General features: G+C 61.5%; 13 protein-coding genes. 6 read left to right on the plus strand and 7 right to left on the minus strand.

The genetic code is table 11. From position 1 onward, the window contains the following. Positions 1-263 precede the first annotated feature (263 nt). The 3 genes from K0F85_RS10635 (at position 264) to serB (ending at position 5,637) form a co-directional block, all read left to right on the plus strand. The gene (locus K0F85_RS10635; protein ID WP_219115997.1) at positions 264-1,208 is read left to right on the plus strand and encodes a 5'-nucleotidase; all 945 of its coding nucleotides are present in this window, start codon (positions 264-266) and stop codon (positions 1,206-1,208) included. Between the two features lie 87 nt (positions 1,209-1,295). Then, positions 1,296-4,739 (plus strand): transcription-repair coupling factor, encoded by a 3,444-nt coding sequence (gene mfd / locus K0F85_RS10640; RefSeq protein ID WP_219115998.1) that lies wholly within the window; start codon positions 1,296-1,298, stop codon positions 4,737-4,739. Between the two features lie 55 nt (positions 4,740-4,794). Then, positions 4,795-5,637 (plus strand): phosphoserine phosphatase SerB, encoded by an 843-nt coding sequence (gene serB, locus K0F85_RS10645; protein ID WP_219116067.1) that lies wholly within the window; start codon positions 4,795-4,797, stop codon positions 5,635-5,637. A 151-nt stretch (positions 5,638-5,788) separates the two neighbouring features. Here serB and K0F85_RS10650 read toward each other — a convergent pair whose 3' ends face one another. Next, a complete protein-coding gene (locus tag K0F85_RS10650) occupies positions 5,789-7,666 on the minus strand; it encodes a serine hydrolase (protein ID WP_219115999.1) in 1,878 nt (625 codons plus the stop codon). A gap of 86 nt (positions 7,667-7,752) precedes the next feature. On the opposite strand from K0F85_RS10650, the gene K0F85_RS10655 reads away from it, so the two are divergent. After that, positions 7,753-8,115 carry a hypothetical protein gene (locus K0F85_RS10655; RefSeq protein ID WP_099377507.1) on the plus strand — a complete coding sequence of 121 codons (363 nt, stop codon included), beginning with the start codon at positions 7,753-7,755 and terminating at the stop codon, positions 8,113-8,115. A 37-nt stretch (positions 8,116-8,152) separates the two neighbouring features. On the opposite strand, the gene K0F85_RS10660 is transcribed toward K0F85_RS10655, so the two are convergent. Together K0F85_RS10660 and rimO are read right to left on the minus strand one after the other, a co-directional pair. Next, positions 8,153-9,319 (minus strand): cystathionine beta-lyase, encoded by a 1,167-nt coding sequence (locus K0F85_RS10660; protein WP_219116000.1) that lies wholly within the window; start codon positions 9,317-9,319, stop codon positions 8,153-8,155. A gap of 107 nt (positions 9,320-9,426) precedes the next feature. Continuing rightward, positions 9,427-10,782 carry a 30S ribosomal protein S12 methylthiotransferase RimO gene (gene rimO, locus K0F85_RS10665; RefSeq protein ID WP_219116068.1) on the minus strand — a complete coding sequence of 452 codons (1,356 nt, stop codon included), beginning with the start codon at positions 10,780-10,782 and terminating at the stop codon, positions 9,427-9,429. 310 nt (positions 10,783-11,092) lie between these two features. Here rimO and K0F85_RS10670 point away from each other — a divergent pair, with 310 nt between their 5' ends. Continuing rightward, the gene (locus K0F85_RS10670; RefSeq protein WP_219116001.1) at positions 11,093-12,688 is read left to right on the plus strand and encodes a sialidase family protein; all 1,596 of its coding nucleotides are present in this window, start codon (positions 11,093-11,095) and stop codon (positions 12,686-12,688) included. 91 nt (positions 12,689-12,779) lie between these two features. On the opposite strand, the gene phaR is transcribed toward K0F85_RS10670, so the two are convergent. Then, entirely contained in the window at positions 12,780-13,343 is a 564-nt protein-coding gene (gene phaR / locus K0F85_RS10675) for a polyhydroxyalkanoate synthesis repressor PhaR (protein ID WP_219116002.1), read from the minus strand. Between the two features lie 226 nt (positions 13,344-13,569). Beyond that, positions 13,570-15,306 carry a class I poly(R)-hydroxyalkanoic acid synthase gene (gene phaC / locus K0F85_RS10680; protein ID WP_219116003.1) on the minus strand — a complete coding sequence of 579 codons (1,737 nt, stop codon included), beginning with the start codon at positions 15,304-15,306 and terminating at the stop codon, positions 13,570-13,572. A gap of 96 nt (positions 15,307-15,402) precedes the next feature. Between phaC and K0F85_RS10685 the strand changes: the two genes are divergently transcribed. Then, on the plus strand, positions 15,403-15,636 hold the full coding sequence (locus K0F85_RS10685) for a hypothetical protein (RefSeq protein ID WP_306984155.1): 234 nt from the start codon (positions 15,403-15,405) through the stop codon (positions 15,634-15,636). Between the two features lie 16 nt (positions 15,637-15,652). Here the strand turns inward: K0F85_RS10685 and pgeF are convergent, their stop codons facing one another. Together pgeF and K0F85_RS28690 are read right to left on the minus strand one after the other, a co-directional pair. Then, on the minus strand, positions 15,653-16,438 hold the full coding sequence (pgeF, locus tag K0F85_RS10690; RefSeq protein WP_219116004.1) for a peptidoglycan editing factor PgeF: 786 nt from the start codon (positions 16,436-16,438) through the stop codon (positions 15,653-15,655). After that, a partial coding sequence (locus tag K0F85_RS28690; protein ID WP_257572675.1) for a pseudouridine synthase occupies positions 16,438-16,797 on the minus strand: 360 nt, incomplete at its 5' end. The genes K0F85_RS28690 and pgeF, both read right to left, overlap by 1 nt.

Consider the following 16,797-nt stretch of genomic DNA (forward strand, 5'->3'; position numbering starts at 1 on the left):
GTATAAAGGCGGCGGGGATGGGGCGTACGCTTCGTTACAATTGGCGAGAATTCATAAATGCAAGCATAGTGGAAAATGGACGGGCTCGCTGATACATACTTGATACAAAACAATATTTATTTCTTTACTGTGGCACATATTGCACAGCGGCCAGAAAAATTGAATTCTCGCCCCATTTTGGTGCAAAAAGTCCCTCTGCGCCACTATTGGCTACGCAGTTGATAGTCGTATAAGATGCTCAGCACGCAAATCACAGGCAGACCATGGCTTATCCTATCGAACACAAACTGGTGATCGGGGTCGCTTCCAGCGCCCTGTTCGACCTGGCAGAATCGCACCAGGTCTACCTCGACAACGGCCCCGAGGAATACCGCAAGTACCAGGAAACACATATCGACACGGTGCTGCCGCGTGGCGTGGCCTTCCCCTTCATTCGCCGTTTCCTGAACATCAACAAGCACTATCCGCGCCAGTCGCCCGTGGAAGTGGTGCTGTTTTCGCGCAATTCGCCGGAAACGGGCTTGCGCGTGATGCACTCAATCGCCCATTACGGCCTGGATATTTCGCGCGCCGCCTTCATGACGGGCAAGTCGCCCTACCCCTACTTGCCCGCGTTCAATGCTTCGCTCTTCCTCAGCGCGAATGAAGACGACGTGCGCAGCGCGCTGGCCTGCAACTATCCGGCGGGCCTGGTGCTGCCGTCGCGCACGGAAGACGACGAAAACGACGAGGAACTGCGCGTGGCCTTCGACTTCGATGGCGTGATCGCCGACGACGAAGCGGAAACCGTGTTCAAGCGCAACAATGACGTCGATGAATTCCACGCCCATGAAACCCTGAACGTGGGCACGCCGCACCGCCCCGGCCCGCTGGCCGACCTGTTCCAGAAGCTGGCCACCATGCAGCGACTGGAAGAAAAGGCCCAGCGGCGCGACCCTGGCTACAAGAAGATCCTGCGCATCGCCATCATCACGGCGCGCAACGCGCCCTCGCATGAACGAGTCGTGACGACCCTGAAAAGCTGGGGCGTGGCGGCCGACGAAACGTTTTTCCTCGGTGGCATGGACAAATCGCGCGTGCTGGCCGTGTTCAAGCCGCATATCTTCTTCGATGACCAGCTGAGCCACCTGAAATCGGCGGGCGGCACCATCCCGATGGTGCATGTTCCTTTCGGCATAGCAAATATTCGCGCGGGCGATGGTCTATAATCTCGCCTGTCGGCGCCGTCACTGGCGGCGCTGCGCGCACCACAGCTGTCCCACTCAACTGCCTCTGCCACTAGTGTCATCGCCTGCATGTCCTTAGACTTAAAAAAAGCCCTCCCCAAGCCCGGCAACCGCTATGCGCTGCCCGCCCTGTATGGTTCATCCGACGCCTATGCCCTGGCGCTGGCCGCTTTGGCCTTGAAAGCGCGGGGCCAGATGCTGGCCGTGGTGGTGGCGCAGGCCAGCGACGGCCAGCGCCTGCTCGATGAAATCCCGTGGTTTGGCGGCACGGAACTGCGCTGCCATCTGCTGCCGGATTGGGAAACCCTGCCCTACGATGCCTTTTCGCCGCACCAGGACCTGGTCTCGGAACGCCTGGCCACCCTGCACGAAATCCAGACGCGCCAGTGCGACGTACTGATCGTGCCGGCCACCACGGCGCTGGTGCGCCTGGCCCCGCCCTCCTTTTTGGCTGCCTATACCTTCTTCTTCAAGAAGGGCGAAAAGCTCGACGAGGCGCGCCTGAAGTCGCAACTGACCCTGGCCGGCTACAGCCACGTGTCGCAAGTGATGTCACCGGGCGAATACTCGGTGCGCGGCGGCCTGCTCGACCTGTTCCCCATGGGTTCCGCACTGCCCTACCGGCTGGACCTGTTCGGCGACACCATCGAGACCATCCGCACGTTTGACGCCGACACCCAGCGCTCGCTGTATCCCGTACATGAAGTGCGACTGCTGCCGGGCCGCGAATTCCCCATGGACGAAGCGGCGCGCACCACTTTCCGCAACCGCTGGCGCGAGCAGTTCGAGGGCGACCCATCGCGCTCGGTCGTCTACAAGGACATCAGCAGCGGCATCGCCTCGGCCGGCATCGAATACTATCTGCCGCTGTTCTTCGAGCAAACTGCCACCCTGTTCGACTACCTGCCGCCCGACGCCTCGCTGGCCCTGGTGGGCGAGATAGACGCGGCCATTGGGCGCTTCTGGACCGATACCCAGTCGCGCTACCGCTTCTTGAAGGCGGACCGCGAGCGGCCGATCCTGCCGCCCGAGTCGCTGTTCCTGTCCGACGAGCAGTTCTTCGGCCTGGCCAAACCCTACCCGCGCCTGGCCATCACGAAGTCAAACGATGCGCTGGCCTCCGAACTGTCGGCCCCCGTGCCGAACATCGCCGTCAACCGCCGCGCCGACGACCCGCTGGCCAACCTGCGCAGCTACCTGCTGCAATCAGGCCGCCGCGTGATGATCTGCGCCGAATCGAACGGCCGCCGCGAAACCCTGCAGCAGTATTTCAGTGAATACGATCTGCAGCTGACGCCGGTGGAAGGCAGCGACGGCTTCTTGCAGTCAAGCGCCAAGCTGATGCTGGGCGTGGCGCCGCTGCACGCGGGCTTCGAGCTGTTTACGCCGGACGGCAATCTCGCCTTCATCACGGAAACCGAACTGTATGCCGGTTCAGGCCGCCGGGTTGGCACGAAAAAACAGGAAGGCGTGACGCAGGTCGAATCGATGGTGCGCGACCTGTCGGAGCTGAAAATCGGCGACCCCGTCGTGCACATCAACCACGGCATCGGGCGCTACATGGGCCTGACCAGCATGGACCTGGGCGAAGGCGAGACGGAATTTTTGCACCTCGAATACGCGAAGGACACCAAGCTGTACGTGCCAGTGTCGCAACTGCACGTCATTTCCCGCTATTCGGGCGCTTCGCCGGAAGACGCGCCGCTGCATTCGCTCGGTTCGGGCCAGTGGGAAAAAGCGAAAAAACGTGCGGCCGAACAGGTGCGCGACACGGCCGCCGAGCTGCTCAACCTGTACGCGCGCCGCGCGCTGCGCCAGGGCCACTCCTTCGAATTCTCCGCGCACGACTACCAGCGCTTCGCCGACAGCTTCGGCTTCGACGAGACGCCGGACCAGGCCGAGGCCATCCATAACGTCATCAAGGACATGACTTCCGGCAAACCGATGGACCGCCTGGTATGCGGCGACGTCGGCTTCGGCAAGACCGAAGTGGCCTTGCGCGCCGCCTTCATCGCCGTCATGGGCGGCAAGCAGGTGGCCATCCTGGCGCCCACCACCCTGCTGGCCGAGCAGCATGCGCAAACCTTCGCCGACCGCTTCGCCGACTGGCCCGTGCGTATCGCGGAACTGTCGCGTTTCCGCACTGGCAAGGAGATCACGCAAGCGTTCAAGGGCATGGCAGACGGCACGATCGACATCGTCATCGGCACGCATAAACTGCTGTCGGACGACGTGAAATTCACACGCCTTGGCCTGGTCATCATCGACGAAGAACACCGCTTCGGCGTGCGCCAGAAGGAAGCGTTGAAGGCGCTGCGCGCGGAAGTGGACGTGCTGACCCTGACGGCCACGCCGATCCCGCGCACCCTGGGCATGGCGCTGGAAGGCTTGCGCGACTTTTCCATCATCGCCACGGCGCCGCAAAAGCGCCTGGCCATCAAGACATTCGTGCGCAGCGAAGGCGAAGCCATCATCCGCGAAGCGTGCTTGCGCGAGCTCAAACGCGGTGGCCAGATCTATTTCCTGCACAACGAGGTGGAAACCATCCAGAACCGCCTGGCCATGCTGACGGAACTGCTGCCCGAGGCGCGCATCGCCGTGGCGCACGGCCAGATGCACGAGCGTGACCTGGAAAAGGTCATGCGCGACTTCGTCGCCCAGCGTTTCAACATCTTGCTGTGCACGACAATCATCGAGACCGGCATCGACGTGCCGACGGCGAACACCATCATCATGCACCGCGCCGACAAGTTCGGCCTGGCGCAGTTGCACCAGTTGCGCGGCCGGGTCGGACGCTCGCATCACCAGGCCTACGCCTACCTGCTGGTGCACGACGTGCAGGGTCTCACAAAACTGGCGCAGCGTCGCCTGGACGCCATCCAGCAGATGGAAGAACTGGGTAGCGGCTTTTACCTGGCCATGCACGACCTGGAAATCCGCGGCGCCGGCGAGGTGCTGGGCGAGAGCCAGTCGGGCGAGATGACGGAAATCGGCTTCCAGCTGTATTCGGACATGCTCAACGAAGCCGTGCGCTCGCTAAAGGCCGGCAAGGAGCCGGACCTGGCCGCGCCGCTGGCCTCGACGACGGAGATCAACCTGCACGTGCCGGCCCTGCTGCCGGCGGACTTCTGCGGCGACGTGCACGAGCGCCTGTCGATCTACAAGCGCCTGGCCAACTGCGCCACGCAAGAGAAAATCGACGATATCCAGGAAGAGCTGATCGACCGCTTCGGCAAGCTGCCCGATCCCGTCAAGGCCCTGGTCGAGACGCACCGCCTGCGCATTGCGGCGAAAACCGTGGGCATCGTCAAGATCGACGTGCATGGCGAAGCGGCCACCCTGCAATTCATGGCAAAGCCGCCCATCGACCCGATGCGCATCATCGATTTGATCCAGAAAAACCGCCATATCAAGCTGCATGGCCAGGACAAGCTGAAAATCACGGCCGCCATGCCGGACCTGGCCGCGCGCGTGACGCAGATCAAGACCACCATCAAGCAATTGACGGTGTAGACAATTTCGATAATCTATGCAGGACTGCCCCATGACCAATACCAAGACCATCACCATGAATCTGATCCTGCAGGGCCTGGACGGCGATAGCGCCCGCCTCGAGCGCATCGCCGCGCTGGCCGCGCCCACCTCCATCACGCACCTGGGACCGAACGCCGTGCGCTGCGAACAAATCGCCTATTCGCCGGCCCTGCGCCCGACCATCGAAGTGGCGGCCCAGGCGGCGCAGCTGGACGCCACCTACATGATGGGACAGCGCGAACTGAGTGAGTTCAAGCTGGTGGCGATGGACATGGATTCGACCCTGATCACCATCGAGTGCATCGATGAAATCGCCGACATGCAGGGCTTGAAACCGCAAGTGGCGGCCATCACGGAAGCGGCCATGCGCGGCGAACTCGATTTTAGCTCCAGCCTGAAGCAGCGCGTGGCCCTGCTCGAAGGCCTCGATGCCTCGGCACTGCAGCGCGTCTACGACGAGCGCCTGAAACTGTCACCGGGCGCGGAAGCCATGCTGGCGGCCGTGCAGAAGGCCGGCCTGAAAACCCTGCTGGTCTCGGGCGGCTTTACCTTCTTCACCGAACGCCTGAAGCAGCGCCTCGGCCTCGATTACACGCATGCGAACGAGCTGGAAATCGTCGATGGCAAGCTGACGGGCAAGGTGTTAGGCGGCATCGTCGATGCCGAGGAAAAACAGCGCACCGTGGAGCGCGTGTGCGCGCAACTGGGCATTGCGCCATCGCAGGCCATCGTCATGGGCGACGGCGCCAACGACTTGAAAATGATGGGCATCGCCGGCCTGTCCGTCGCCTTCCGCGCCAAGCCTGTGGTGCGGGCGCAGGCCGACGTGGCGCTGAACTTTGTGGGGCTCGATGGTATTCTGAATATCCTCAACTAAGGTTTCTCGCAACATACAGCATGCCTGGGGTATCGAGCAAAAAAAGCGGCGGCGGATCACAGCGACACGTTGAATATGCTCGAAAGGGGCGCTAGAGCAGCACGTCAGACCGTGACTTCCGATATGAACGCCCCCTTTCTTGCATCCATCCCTACAACTGCCACAGGCGCAGCGGCAGCAATCCCCACCAGGCCAGGACCAGCAGCAGTTGCAAGGCCCCCAGCAAGGCGACCCAATCCCACTTCGCCAGCGCGCCGACATCGGCCGCCGTGCCGCGGCTGCGCCAGCAGCGGGCCAGGCCGAACGCCGTCGCCAGCGGCAGCGCCCCCGTCGCCAGTGCCAGCAGCACACTGGCGATGGTGACGTCACCCAGGCGCAAAAAGGACTGAAAATAGAATAAGGGCAGCGGCAGGAGCAGCGCCAGCAACGATAGCAAGGGCGCGAACAGATGGTCGCCCCGCCCCAGGCTGCGCCGCGCGGCGCGCCACACGCCCACCAGCAGCACGTATAGCATGCCGGCCACGCCCAAGGCCAGGCTGGCCCACAGCACCAGCATGCGCAGCATCGACGCGCGCTCATAGCTGCGCAAGCCGTCGCTGAGCACATGCTTGCCATCCTCTTGCATCAGCACGTGCGACGCGGTGCTGCGATCGCTGGCACGGAACAGCAAGCCGCCCACCGGTTCCAGTTCCTTCGGCTCGCCCTGGAACGGGATCAGGAATAGCGACTCGCCATCCCATTTGACGCGCGTAAAGCCGAAGACGGCATCGACCCAGGCCATGCTGGCCATGGGGCTGGGCGACGGCACGTAGACGCCCTGCCAGTTTTCCACCGTGGGCGCGGGCGTGCCCTGCGGGGCCGGCGCGCGCAGCGGCAGGTCCAGGTCGCGCAGCAACAAGCGGTTGAAGCGTTCATAGTCGGCCTGCTCGGCATCCGTATTGAAGGCCACAAAGAAGGCGCTGTCCTGCTCCGGATAGATGCACAGCATGGCGCGAAAACCCACGGCCGTGCCTGGGTGGCAGGCGCCCACCACATTGTGGCGGTCGCGAACGGCCAGCGCCAAACCGTGGCCCGTTGCCAGTCCCGCCTGCGCCGCATCCGTGCCGGCCGGTTCGGACAAGGCACCCATCAGCGCCAGGTCGATGAAGCGTTTCCCCTGCAGCATGCCGTCGCCCATCAGGAATTGCGCCAGCTTGCCCATGTCGGCCGCCGTGGTGGTAAATTGCCCGGCCGGACGCAAATACTGCGGCACGGCCGGCTGCGCCACGCCATGCTCGAAATGGCCCATGGCCAGGCGCTGGTCAAGCTGCGCGTCCGCCTGCGTGCTCACTTGCGTAACAAAGGCAAAGGTGCTGTCTGCCATGCCCAGAGGCTGCAGCAGCTGGGCATCAAGGTAGCGTTCATAGGGCTGGCCCGTGACTTTCTCGATCACCATGCCCAGCAAGCCATAGCCCATGTTGGAATACGCATAGCGGCTGCCGGGCCGGGCGCGCACGCGCAACAGATTGCGGCCGCCATCGAAGGCGGCCGCCAGCGGCGTATCCGGCGCCGGGTTCAGGCTGAACGCCTGCCAGAAGCGCACATTATCGAGGCCGGCGGTATGCGCCAGCAGGTGGCGGATGCGCACGGGGTCGCTGGCCTGCCACGGGTTTTTCAGCGCCAGGCCCGGCAGCACCTGCTGCAGCGGCGTGTCGAGCGTGAGCCGGTCTTCACTGATCAGGCGCAAGACGCCCAGCGCCAGCGCCACCTTGCCCACGGAACCCACCTGCACGCGCGTATCGGGCTGCATGGGTATTTGCTTGGCGACATCGCGCAAGCCTGCCGCCCCCATGCGCACTGTGCCATCGGGCAAGACTTCGCTCCAGACGGCGCCCGCCAGGCCTTCGTCCTTCAAGCCGGCGGCAAACTCCGCCGCCAGGGGGGCACCGGCGGCATGGGCCACCGTGGCGCACAGCAGCAAGGCCGGCACCGTGCCTAACAGCCATGACTTGGCGCGCGCGGCCAAGCTGGGATAGTGATCTCGTTTCAACAATGTATGCCGCCTTTTTCCATGGACTGCGCTGCCACGCCGCTTTGCTTGCTACAATTAAAAATTAAGCAAGGACGGGAGCTTTCATGTCACAAGATATTATTTTGGATACCCAACTCCAGCAGACCAAAAACCTGGCCTGGTGGTTGTACCTGATACATGGCGCCAGCTTTGTTTTTTCGCTGGGCGCCTTTTCCTTCATTCCGCTCATCATCAACTATGTGAAGCGGGACGAGGCGGCCGGGACCTTCGTCTACAGCCATCATAGCTGGATGATCCGTTCCTTCTGGTGGTATGTGGCCTGGATCGTCGTCGGCGCCATCCTGTGGATCACGCTGATCGGCATTCCACTGGCGTTTCTCGTGTGGGGCGTGGCCTGGCTGTGGAAAGCCTACCGCCTGCTGCGCGGCTTCCTCGACCTGAACAACAACAAGCCCGTACCCATGTAGCGACTTGCGGGCAAGCCGGCGTGCTTGCCCACTGCCGCTACATCGCCGCAAACGCCCGTTCGATATCGGCGATCAAATCCTGCGGCGCTTCCAGCCCCACATTCAGACGCACCAACTGGCCCGGCAACTGCCAGCCCTTGCGCATGGCGGCGATGCGGTACGGCATCACCAGGCTGTTCGCACCGCCCCAGCTGTAGCCTATCTTGAACAACTGCAAGGCATCGACGAAACGGTCTGTTTGCGCCTCCGTATAGCGGGCATCGAACAGCACGGAAAACAGGCCGCCCGCGCCCGTGAAATCGCGCTGCCAGATGGCGTGGCCGGGGCAATCATCGAAAGCCGGATGCAGCACCGTGGCGATCTCGTTTCTTCCCTTGAGCCAGGCGGCCACCGTGCGTGCGCCCGCATCGTGGGCGTCGAAGCGCAGCTTCATGGTCGGCAAGCCGCGCAGCACCAGGTAGGCATCGTCCGCCCCCACGCCCATGCCGAGCCGCATATGCGCCTGCGCCAGGCGTTCATGCAGCGCGCGCTCGCGCGTAATGAGCGCGCCCATCAGCACATCCGAGCCGCCCGACTGGTATTTCGTCAGCGCCTGCATGATGATGTCCACGCCCAGGTCGAAGCCGCGCAGGGCCAGGCCAGCCGACCAGGTGTTGTCCAAAGCCACCAGCACGCCGCGCGCATGGGCGGCCGCGCAGATGGCGGGCAAGTCCGGCACTTCCATGGTCACGGAACCCGGCGCTTCCGTCCAGATGAGTTTGGTATTTCCCTGGATCAGGGCGGCGATGCCGGCGCCGATCAGCGGGTCGTAGTAACGCGCCGTAATGCCGAAATCCTGCGCCAGCCAGCGTCCCAGTTCGCGGTTCGGGTTGTAGATATTTTCCGGCAGCAAGACATCATCGCCCGTTTTCAGCAAGGCAAAGTCGGCCATGGCGATGGCCGCCAGGCCCGACGGCGCCAGCAGGCAATGCCTGCCCCCTTCGATCTCGGCCAACCGCGCTTCCAGGGTGAAGGTGGTGGGCGTGCCGTGCAAGCCGTAGGTGTAGGCGTTTTTCTCTTTCCAGTCGCCCGAGCGCATGGCCGCCACATCCTTGAACAGCACGGTCGATGCGTGATGGATGGCGTTGGGAAACGCGGCAAAGCCTTGCGGCGCCTGGTAATCGCTGTGGATCAGCGCGGTCTGCGGAGATTTTGGTGTGGTCATGGCATCGGCAAAGTGCGTGGGCAAATAGAAAGGCGGGCCAGCAATTGCTGGTCCGCCTTGATTGTAAGGGCTTCTGCCCTTGCCTGCCGTACTGTTGTTACACCTGCTTACTCGGCGGCGCCCCACAGGTCGTGCGCGTCCGCTGAAGTAATTTTTACGTCAACGAACTGGCCCACGGCCAGCTTGCGGTGCGGCTCGAACGGCGGCTTCACGTACACGACGCCGTCGATTTCCGGCGCGTCGGCGGACGAGCGGCCCACGCCGCCGGAGCGGGTGACTTCATCGATCAGCACGCGCACGGTCTTGCCGACCTTGGCTTGCAGGCGTTTTTTCGAGATTTCTTCCTGCAGCAACATGACGCGGCCACGGCGCTCTTCGCGCAGCTCTTCCGGCACGGGATTCTCGATCGCATTGGCGGTCGCGCCTTCGACGGGCGAATAGGCGAAGCAGCCCAGGCGGTCGATCTGCGCTTCCTTGAGGAAGTCGAGCAAATACTCGAATTCCGCTTCCGTTTCGCCAGGGAAACCGGCGATGAAGGTCGAACGTATCGTCAAGTCCGGGTTGATGGCGCGCCAGGCCTGGATGCGGTCGAGGTTTTTCTCGCCGCTGGCTGGGCGCTTCATGCGTTTCAGCACGTCCGGGTGTGCGTGCTGCATCGGAATATCGAGGTATGGCAGGATGTGGCCGCCGCTCATCATCGGGATGATCTGGTCCACGTGCGGGTACGGGTACACATAGTGCAGGCGTACCCAGGCGCCATAGGACTTGGCCAGTTCGCCCAGCGCTTCCGTCAACTGCGTCATGTGGGTTTTCACGGGACGACCATTCCAGAAGCCGGAACGGAATTTCACGTCCACGCCATACGCCGAGGTGTCTTGCGAAATGACCAGCAATTCCTTGACGCCGGCCTTGAACAGGTTTTCCGCTTCGATCATCAGTTCGCCGATCGGGCGCGACACCAGATCGCCGCGCATGGACGGGATGATGCAGAAGCTGCAGCGGTGGTTGCAGCCTTCGGAAATTTTCAGGTAGGCATAGTGCTTGGGTGTCAGCTTGACGCCTTGCGGCGGCACCAGGTCGAGGAACGGTGCATGCGGTTTCGGCAGGTGCAAGTGGACGGAATCCATCACTTCGGCCAGCGCGTGCGGACCCGTGACGGACAGCACTTTCGGATGCACCTTCATGATGATGTCGTCGCCGGCAGCATCTTTCTTGGCGCCCAGACAACCGGTAACGATGACCTTGCCGTTTTCAGCCAGCGCTTCGCCGATGGCGTCCAGCGACTCTTGCACGGCAGCATCGATAAAACCGCAGGTATTGACGATCACCAGATCGGCGCCAGCGTAGGATTTCGCCGTTTCGTAGCCTTCGGCGCGCAGTTGGGTCAGGATTTGTTCGGAGTCAACCAGCGCTTTCGGGCAGCCGAGCGAGACAAAGCCCACTTTCGGCGCCGCACCTGGCATGGCCAGCATGGCCTCGGGCTGGGCGGAAGGAACGGGAATACGGTGAATTTCAGACATAGTTGGCAGCTAGTAAAATGGTGAGGCGAATCGGCTATTGTACCCCGAGCCGCCCCTTGCTGTCAGAGCCACTTCCTTTTGCTGGCGCATCTGCAACGCTACAACCCCAGCTTTGTTCCGGCCGCTGCCATCGTGGCGGTGGTCGAACAAGGCCCGGCAACAGATTCCAGGTATCAAGAAAGTCAAAATAATGCCTCAAGGAAATTAATGACATGACATATAATTTTGTTTTTTAAAAAACCAAATCAATCCCATGTCTTTGTCCTTTTCCAATTTGAAAGCGCGGCACCAGACTGTCGCGGCTTGCGGCTTGACTGTATTGCTACTGAGCGGCTGCGTCGTCAACACGTCGGTGGTTGACCCACTGAAAATGAGTGCACAATCGGGAGAAACCCCGGTGGTAGTCAGCATCACGTCGAATACCAAAGATATTTACGGTTTCAATACGATCAAGTTACGCCGGGTGGTGGCGGGGGAGCAGCGCAGTGATTTCAAGCTGGTCTCCGCAAATCTGGTGATGAAAAAGGTCGAGAGCGCGATGGCAGGCGATACTTCCCTGTTCATTGGCGCACTACCGCCTGGCGAGTATGAGTTTGTCGAATTGATCGACACGCGGGCCAACAAGCTCTTGCATGTGTACTCGACCATCGTGGGAAGCTTCAAAATGGACGCGGGCAAGTCGGCGGATCTGGGTCGGCTGATTGTGACACGCGGCGATTTCGGCGTGCAATACGGTCGCAGCGCGCAGGTGGTATCCAATGCGCAATTACTCCAGCGCTTTGCCCCCGACTACAGCAAGCTATTCGGCGCTGCTGCCAGCCCAGGCTGGAGCACCCCACACCACGCGCAGGACGATGTCGAGAAATTTGCCCGCGCCCACCCGGCCGGGGCCGAGTGCGCCACCGAAATGCCCGATGGCCGGGTGGCTGCCGCCAGCCGCATGGGCGCCGTCCTGATGCGCTCGACACAAGGTCAATGGAAGATCATCAATGCGCCCTCGGTGGAGTCGCTGTCTTGCGTGTTTCCCGTAGACCTGCCCAATGCCGAGTTGATCGCGGTAGGCGAATCGGGCTCCCTGCTACGCAAGGCGCGTGACAGCGACACGCTGCTTCCTGTCGATACAGGCAACCTGCCGCCCGGCAACCTGCTGCGCATCGGCGGCAACCCCCAGGATGGCTGGTACGTGATGCATCACAAGGGAGGTGAATTGAACATTTTCCGGGCGAATCAACTGGACGCTGGCGACTGGCGATCCGTGTACCATTCCACCTTGCCCGGATCGTGGCTGCATGGCCCAGGCTTATTGTGGACCTGGCAAGACGCGGAGCGGATCGGCTATGCCCTGGAAAGCGGCTTGATCGGCGAACTCGACTACCGCACGGGCAAGTTGACCGAGCGCTTTAGTCCGCACAAGAAAAGCTTGACGCAGTTTATCCATCAAGCCAATGGCACGCAAAGCGTTCTGGTAGCGGCTGGCTTGGGAGGAAGGTTTCCCGACGCCTATGTTTCACGGGATCGCGGCCAGAACTGGACGCCTATCGTTTCGCCGTTCAAAGTCCTGATGTCGCCCGTGGCGCCGCTCAATGACGGCAAACTGCTGATGGAAGCCGGCATGTATAACGAGGGCGCCCTGCTGGTCAGCAGCGACGAAGGCAAGACCTGGGGGCCGTATGTCCCATACACTCTGCGCAACGCCCCGTTGATATTCTCCTCCGGCCTGGCACTCAATATCCAGGAAGATTTCAAGGGTAACGTCAGCATTTACAGCTCCATGGACAATGCCAGGACATGGAAGCTCGAGCATTCAAACCAGGACCTGCTCTCCACGCTGCAACAACGGAAGCAATAACATGCAGCATCGGCAGCCGGCGGCATGACGCCCGCAAAGCACAACGGCACAGGAGTTCCTGTGCCGTTGTGTGGCCCGCATTGGCTGCGGCCTACTTTTTGTCGCTTGGTGGCACCGGCGGAACGAACGGGAATGTGCCGAACAGATTCTTGCTCTGGCTCTGCATCTGTTCCTGCATCTGCACGAACAGGCTCTTGCTCTGGTCGATGTAGTTGTTCATCATGCCTTGCATCATCGGCCCCTGGACATTCATGAACTGGGTCCACATTTCCGGGCTGAAGGGCTTGCCTTCGAAGCTGCCGGCCGACGTGCCCGTGAATTTGTGCTGGATATCGGTGAACGCTTGCACGTTCTTTTCCAGGTAGGATCCCATCATGCCCTGCATGGCGTGGCCATAGTAACGTATGATCTGCGACAACACGCTGCTCGAGAACATGGGCGCGCCATTCGCTTCCTCTTCCAAAATGATTTGCAGCAAGATGCTGCGCGTCAAATCTTCATTGGATTTGGCATCGACGACGGTAAACACTTCATTGTCCAACACCAGCTGCTTGACATCCGTCAAGGTGATGTAGGAACTGGTTTGCGTGTCGTACAGACGACGGTTGGGATATTTTTTAATCAGGCGGTCTATACTTTTTTTTGCACTACTCATCACAAGTTCCACTTATTGCGCCGCAGCGCATACTGAGTTAATCCGAAAAAAAAGCGAACGTGGGTCCGCTTTCGCACCTGCCTACTTTTTCCATTATAGAGTGGAAAACGGCTCCATTGCACATCAGGGTAGTAGATTCCGGCATTTATTGCAACGCAACTAAAAGTAGATTCCTGACAAGACCGGAGATTACGCCAGTCTTGCGCGGCAAAAAACGCTTTGTGAATTAATCTACCCTGACTTTAACATACCGCCCCGGCGCCGGCTCGATTGCCGCGTGGCGCTTGTTGCCCGGTTTGCCCGGCGCCTTGACGTCGGCGCCGCCGTGTTCGGCCAGGAAGGCTGCCCATTCGGGCCACCAGCTGCCCACGTACTCGGTCGCGCCTTCCATCCATTGCTCGGCAGTCCATGGCTTGGCCTTCGCCGTGCGCGGCCGGTCATTGCTCCAGTAACTGCGCTTGTTCTTCGATGCAGGATTGATCACGCCGGCGATATGGCCAGAAGCACCGAGGATGAAACGGTTGGCTTTCGGTTTTTTCGGGTTCAGCAGGGCCGTGCTGGCGTAGGCCGCCCCCCAGGGCACGATATGGTCTTCGCGCGAACCGTAGATGAAAGCGGGCGCGTCGATACTGCCCAAGTTGACCTGTTCGCCGGCCACCGTCAGCTTGTCCGGCACTTTCAGGCTGTTTTCCAGGTAAGTGTTACGCAGATACCAGCAGAACATGGGACCCGGCAAGCCCGTGCCGTCGCCATTCCAGTACAGCATGTCAAACGCGGGCGGCTCCTTGCCTTTCAGGTAATTCGACTGCACATAGTTCCACACCAGATCGTTCGGCCGCAGGCTGGAGAAGGTGCTGCCCAGGTCGCGCCCCGACATCAGGCCGCCCTTGGCCAGGCTCTGCTCGCGCAACGCCACTTGCGGTTCGTCAATGAAGACATCGAGCGCGCCCGCGTCGCAGAAATCGAGGAAGGTGGTCAACAGGGTCAGGCTGGCGGCCGGATTTTCACCGCGCGCCTTGAGCACTGCCAGCGCCGTCGAGACGATGGTGCCGCCCACGCAAAAGCCGAACATATTGAGCTGGTCCTGGCCGGAGATGTCCTGCGTCACCCGGATGGCGGCAATCACGCCTTGCTCGACATAATCGTCCCACGTCAGGTGCTGCATGCTCATGTCCGGATTGCGCCAGGATATCAGGAACACGGTATTGCCCTGCTCCACCGCATAGCGCACGAGCGAGTTTTCTGGCTGCAAGTCAAGGATATAGAATTTATTGATGCATGGCGGCACCATCAGCAGCGGCCGCTGGTGTACCGTGGCCGTCGTCGGCGTGTACTGGATCAGCTGGAACAGTTCATTTTCAAACACCACGGTGCCCGGCGTGGTGGCCACGTTGCGGCCCACTTCGAAGGCCGATTCGTCCGATTGGGAGATGCGGCCCTTTTGCATGTCGGCCAGCATATTGCTCAAGCCCTTGGCCAGACTCTCGCCCTTGGTTTCGATCAGGGTTTGCTGGGCGTCGGGATTGGTCGCAAGAAAATTGGCGGGCGACATGGCGTCGACGATTTGCTGCACCGCAAAGGCAATCTTTTGCTTCTGGTGCGGCGTCGCTTCCACGGCATCGGCCATGGCACTGAGAAACTCCGCATTCAACAGGTAGGCCGCCGCATTGAAGGCCGACAGGGGGCTGGCGTGCCAGGCGGGCGCGGCAAAACGGCGGTCTTTCAACTCCGGCGTCTTGCCTGCCATGAAGTCGGTCCACAAACCCGTCAGCTTGGCCACGTAGGCATTTTTCAGGTGCTCGATCACGTCCGGCTTGATGCTGGCGCCGGCATCCTGCAAAATGCCGGCAATCGGATTGCCCTGCGGCTGCGGTACCATGTTGTACCACGTCTTCCACTGCTCAGGATTGCTGATCTGCGCCATCCATTCCTTGGTCATCATTTGAGGATCGGGCATGTTCATAGATGTGTTAGTCCATTCAAGAATTAAAACGTAGTCAAAAATAATTAATTACTTCCGGGCCACCTGCATGCAAACTCTTACTGACTGCCAATACCAATGATGCTCATGACCGCTGTTGCCTGGATCTATGTCGTCGGCCTCATGGCGCTGACGGAAGCGTCCATCGTCGCCGGGGTGATGACCTTCTTGCTGTATTGCGTCATCCCGCTGTCCATCCTATTCTATCTGACGGGCTCGCGGCGACGCAAACGCAAGGCGGCGCGTATCGCAGAAATGCGGGCCAGCACGCTTGCCTCGGCAGACGATAAAACAAAAACGGCAGACACATAAGTGTCTGCCGTGCAGATTATTTGCGCCAGATCAAGCTGGCCTGTCTTCCCGTGACGCCATCGCGCCGGTACGAGTAAAACTGCGCCGCATCGCTGACGGTGCAATATTCCCCACCCGCCACTTGCGCCACGCCATCGCGCAGCAGCATGGCACGCGCCAGTGCGTAGATGTCGGCCAGGTACTTGCCTGGCTTGCCGTCGATGGTGACAAACGCAGCGTTCAACACCTGCCGCTCGGCAGCATCGCGCGCGCCGTCGCGAAACGCTTGCAACACGTCCTGCCCCACTTCGAATTGCTGCGGCCCAATGGCCGGCCCCAGCCAGGCGAGGATGTCCATCGCGCCCTGCGCCCGCATGTTTTCCACCGTGCGCTGCAAGACGCCGTTGGCCAGGCCGCGCCAGCCCGCGTGGGCCGCACCGACGATCAGCCCATCTGTCGAACAGAACAAGACGGGCAAACAATCGGCCGTCATCACCACGCACACGGCACCCGCCTGCGTGGCCACGCTGGCGTCGGCGTCGGGTACGCAACCGTGCAGGCTGGCCGCGTCCATCACGGCCACACCATGCACCTGCGACAGCCAGGCAGGCTGCGACGGCAGCATGGCGGACAGCCGTGCGCGATTGGCCGCCACGTGCGCGGCCTCATCGCCCACGTGCGTGCCCAGGTTCAAGCCACCGCCGCCCTGCCCGTCACCGTAAGGTCCTTGGCTGACCCCGCCCGCACGCACGGTCGCCAGCGCGCCCACGTTCGCGGGCAAGCCGGGCCAATGGGGTTGAATGCAAGGCAACGGTGACGTCATCAGACCTGTTCCGGCTCGGCAATGCCGGCGGTGGCGATCAGTTGAGCGAAATCATCGGCCAGCGGCACGATCCACTCGCACGCTTCCAGGGTGCCAGGATGCACGAGACCCAGGCGGCGCGCCTGCAGCGCCTGGCGCGAGAAGACGGACACCAGGTGCTGCTTGCCATACACATAGTCGCCAACGAGCGCAAAGCCCAAGTGCTGCATGTGCACGCGGATCTGGTGCGTGCGGCCTGTTTCCAGACGGCACTGCATCAGGCTCACGGGACGGCGGTCGAGTTCGCCGCTGCCGATCAATTCATAGTGCGTGATGGCCGGCTTGGCCGTAAAGTTTTCCGAGACGGCCATCTTGACGCG

This window comes from Janthinobacterium sp. UMAB-56 (genome assembly GCF_900095265.1).
GTDB lineage: Bacteria > Pseudomonadota > Gammaproteobacteria > Burkholderiales > Burkholderiaceae_D > Janthinobacterium.

Bases quoted from the DNA above. Each gene is read 5' to 3' on its own strand.
- K0F85_RS10635 (WP_219115997.1), top strand. From the start codon at position 264: ATGGCTTATCCTATCGAACACAAACTGGTGATCGGGGTCGCTTCCAGC.
- mfd (WP_219115998.1), top strand. From the start codon at position 1,296: ATGTCCTTAGACTTAAAAAAAGCCCTCCCCAAGCCCGGCAACCGCTAT.
- serB (WP_219116067.1), top strand. From the start codon at position 4,795: ATGAATCTGATCCTGCAGGGCCTGGACGGCGATAGCGCCCGCCTCGAG.
- K0F85_RS10655 (WP_099377507.1), top strand. From the start codon at position 7,753: ATGTCACAAGATATTATTTTGGATACCCAACTCCAGCAGACCAAAAAC.
- K0F85_RS10660 (WP_219116000.1), bottom strand. From the start codon at position 9,319: ATGACCACACCAAAATCTCCGCAGACCGCGCTGATCCACAGCGATTAC.
- rimO (WP_219116068.1), bottom strand. From the start codon at position 10,782: ATGCCAGGTGCGGCGCCGAAAGTGGGCTTTGTCTCGCTCGGCTGCCCG.
- K0F85_RS10670 (WP_219116001.1), top strand. From the start codon at position 11,093: ATGTCTTTGTCCTTTTCCAATTTGAAAGCGCGGCACCAGACTGTCGCG.
- phaR (WP_219116002.1), bottom strand. From the start codon at position 13,343: ATGAGTAGTGCAAAAAAAAGTATAGACCGCCTGATTAAAAAATATCCC.
- phaC (WP_219116003.1), bottom strand. From the start codon at position 15,306: ATGAACATGCCCGATCCTCAAATGATGACCAAGGAATGGATGGCGCAG.
- K0F85_RS10685 (WP_306984155.1), top strand. From the start codon at position 15,403: ATGATGCTCATGACCGCTGTTGCCTGGATCTATGTCGTCGGCCTCATG.
- pgeF (WP_219116004.1), bottom strand. From the start codon at position 16,438: ATGACGTCACCGTTGCCTTGCATTCAACCCCATTGGCCCGGCTTGCCC.